The sequence below is a fragment of the Nitrospirota bacterium genome (genome assembly GCA_016212185.1).
Taxonomy (GTDB): Bacteria; Nitrospirota; Thermodesulfovibrionia; order UBA6902; family DSMQ01; genus JACRGX01.
This window is the reverse complement of the sequence record JACRGX010000016.1, coordinates 1-3,282: the sequence shown is the minus strand read 5'-3', so window position 1 is coordinate 3,282 and position 3,282 is coordinate 1. Positions and strand designations below refer to the sequence as shown.

Sequence of the window (3,282 nt, the reverse complement as noted above, 5' to 3'; positions counted from 1 at the left end):
TCGGAGTGCCTCCGAAGATTTTTATGCCGCCCCTTGAGAGGCGCTTTACATATCTATCCCAGAATTCTATGTTCTCGCGTATAACCTGCGCGTCAGCACGCGTATAGGTCTTGCCGCTAATTGAAAAGGACTGCCCCTTGGCAACAGCCTCATCGGCGGTGAGCCATGTGGAGAGATGGGTTTCGGCTTCTGTAAGCGTTATCCCCGCCATACAAGCTCCAAAAGAAAAAGCCCGCAACCGCCGTCCGGACGGTTACGGGCCTTTAAAGATGCTCCTCCGGTTCATGAGGCCGGGGACCTTAGAATTGTATATATTTTACTTGAAGATTATGATAAATGATAGGCACGGATGTCCGCAGATGTCCACGAATGTCTTGTGGTTTAAGAGTTCAGATAATACGAATGTGAAATTCTAATATTATGATAAAAAAGTTTAGTGGCGACTTTTTAGCGATTTAAGAGAATCCAAGGGGTACCATCCTTGGGTTGGGTGACGATTCATATCGTTTAAGTAAGTTTCGTAGGAAGGGCTACGCCCATCTTGAAAGAAAGCCAGAGTCTAAGTAAATGGTGGGTGGAGCCACCCGTGAACTACTGAACTTAAATAATTATGCATGCGGAACTTGATAGAAATGAGATTTTAAAAGCAATCGGAAGAGAGTTATATGTTCAGGAAAAACGTATTGAATTAAGGGTTTTCAAACGACAACGTGAGGAAAGGCTTTGGCGGCTTACGGTAGAGCGAACAGAAGATTTTTCCCAATTAGATGAAAACTTGGAAGGTGCTGATGCATGGTGGCCGGAGCCTGAAAAGGGAATAGCAGATGTCCTTGCTGTTATTCCCGAAGAAGAGCAGATAATCCTCAGATACGCATCAACTACCCCTCCTGACACAAATCAAAAAATATTCATATACCCTCCCAGCTTTCTTGAGTCCCTGAGAAACGCTTGGAATGACCTCGATTGGTATAATCAAATATGTAGAAAATATGAGCTACTTCTAAGCCATTCTTTCCAATCGAATATTTCTCCCTTCTTTAAAGATGCATTTACATTCAGACTAAAATGGCTGCGCGATGCTCAGCGGGGATCCTTTAGGCTTCTGGATTATTCATGCGGATTCCTTTGGGGCCCTCCTGGGACAGGTAAGACGACCACTCTCGGAGTCCTTCTTTCTGAATACCTTTTAAAATTTCCGGATAACAAAATACTTCTTCTTTCTACCACCAATGTGGCCGTTGATGAAGCATTGACCTCTATTGACAAGGCCCTTGAAAAGGCTCAAAGACATATTCCCGATGCGTTATCCCTTAGAAACAAAATCAAAAGAATTGGGGCACATTTCAGGCCTGAGTACTATGCCGGGAGAAATCATCTTTTACCTGCATCTGATGAACGGATTTTAGAGGAGCTTATAAAGCATGAGAGCTTGAAACCAAACCCAGAGGACGCACAAAAATATGCTGCCTGGAAAGAAAAAAAGGAATTTTTTCAGAAACAGATGAAGCGCAAGGCCCGCGAAGTAATAAAAAACTCCAGCCTTTGTGCATTAACATCCACAAGGGCGCTTTTTCAACTGGACATACTGAGGGAATTTTATCCTTTTGATCTTATAGTTTTTGATGAGTCAAGCCAGATGAGCAAAGCTCATGCCTTGGCGATTGCGCCTCTAGGTAAGAGTGCTATTTTCGCGGGCGATCCAAAACAGCTCTCGCCTATTGTAAAGGCCACTCAGCCAGATGTGCTGAAATGGCTTGGTGAATCCATATTCCTGTATATGCGGGATGATTTAAACAACACTGTCATGCTTACTGAACAATCAAGGATGGTGGTACCTATATGCAAAATAGTGAGTAACGTATTCTATAACCGTAAACTTGTTGTAGCAATGGATAAAATTAGCGACCCTGCTTGGCGAAAGGAACGCCAAATTTCTGCATTACCTAATATAAAGCCAGTCACCTTAACACCAGTTGATGCAGAAGGCACTTGGTCTCAAAAGTATGGTGGTTTTATAAGGTTCGATTCTGCAAAAAAGGCTGTTGAGGCTGTCGCTTTGATGATAGGAAAAGGTGTTGAACCCTCCAAGATTGCCATATTAACACCCTTTCGAGCCCAGAGGAGGCTCATACGTGTAATGCTCAGAAACCATAATGTAACAAGAGTCCTTGCTTCAACCGTCCACAGGGTTCAGGGCAGCGAACGGCATGTCATTATTTTTGACCCAGTATGCGGCTCAAGCGATTTCTTGTCGGACGATAATGGGATGAGGCTTATAAATGTGGCCATCAGCCGGGCCATGGCCCTTTTAATCATATTGTTATCAGAGGGCGACAAGACCAACGAAGTCTTTAATCAAATTTCTAAAATGATTACGCACTCTGAGATTTCAGAAAGTCCAATACCTTTAAGTGAAGTGGTCTTAACGAATGGTTTTCCTGAAAACTTTATCGGCAAATTTGTCGAGTTCCCTATAGGTATATGCAAAATAATCGGCCTTGAGCGGGAAGGCAATGACCCTAAAGTTAAGGTTCTTGATATTGAATCAGGAAGAGAGAGAAAATTTAGTATCCGTATCCTAAAAGAAAAGGTCGTATAGGGAATTCATTGCCATATCATCGCCAGCTTCGTAGATACTGTCTTATGTTTTACATGTAGTTTTATTAAGTGGTTTTGTTCACAGACCAATGAGTTCTTGTAATTCTCAATAACAGCCAACTCTATCAGAAGTTTCATCAGCTATAACCCGCTTCGTCCTTTCCTCGATTACCCGCATGACCTCCTTTTCGGGGATCAGGTACCCGTCCTTCACCTGAATAACCTCGCGGAATATCCCCTCCTCCCGCCAGCGATAGATGGTTTTTTTGGAGCGTTTGAAAATCTCAGCCACTTCGGCAATAGTGTAATTTTTCATAGACCTCCTTAAATCTCGACTCCCTTACTAATAACCCTCCGCCCAGAGATTGTCTGCTCCGGGGTTCCTTTGGGCCTCAGCCTATGGACCTGTAGCATGTAGGCGGCTCCGGCGTTGAGCATCTCACAGTCGAGGTAATGGTTCGCGCCGTGCTCCTTCCATGTCCTCTTGCCGTTGGGTGATATAATGACAGACTCGTTCACGAGCTGGCGGCAGTAGTCGTCGGTTGCGTCCTCTGGCAAATGCCACGCCCCGGGCTGTGTCGTGTCCCAGTTGAGACGGCCGTGCACCCAACTCTTGAAATAATCAGTATCCACGTGCCAAAGCTGAAGGCCGTTCTTTATAGTCTTGCCGCGCACAGTGATGTC

Annotated in this window: 4 protein-coding genes; 1 reads left to right on the top strand and 3 read right to left on the bottom strand. The window is 44.5% G+C overall.

All coding sequences use genetic code 11. The annotated features are described in order from the left end of the window. A partial coding sequence (locus tag HZA10_01615; protein ID MBI5195000.1) for a hypothetical protein occupies positions 1-211 on the bottom strand: 211 nt, incomplete at its 3' end. Between the two features lie 399 nt (positions 212-610). On the opposite strand from HZA10_01615, the gene HZA10_01610 reads away from it, so the two are divergent. After that, positions 611-2,599: an AAA family ATPase gene (locus HZA10_01610; protein MBI5194999.1), complete on the top strand. Its 1,989-nt coding sequence runs from the start codon at positions 611-613 to the stop codon at positions 2,597-2,599. A 105-nt stretch (positions 2,600-2,704) separates the two neighbouring features. Here HZA10_01610 and HZA10_01605 read toward each other — a convergent pair whose 3' ends face one another. Then, positions 2,705-2,914 (bottom strand): helix-turn-helix domain-containing protein, encoded by a 210-nt coding sequence (locus HZA10_01605; GenBank protein MBI5194998.1) that lies wholly within the window; start codon positions 2,912-2,914, stop codon positions 2,705-2,707. 8 nt (positions 2,915-2,922) lie between these two features. Further along, the coding region (locus HZA10_01600) for a phage terminase large subunit family protein (GenBank protein MBI5194997.1) at positions 2,923-3,282 on the bottom strand (360 nt) is incomplete at its 5' end.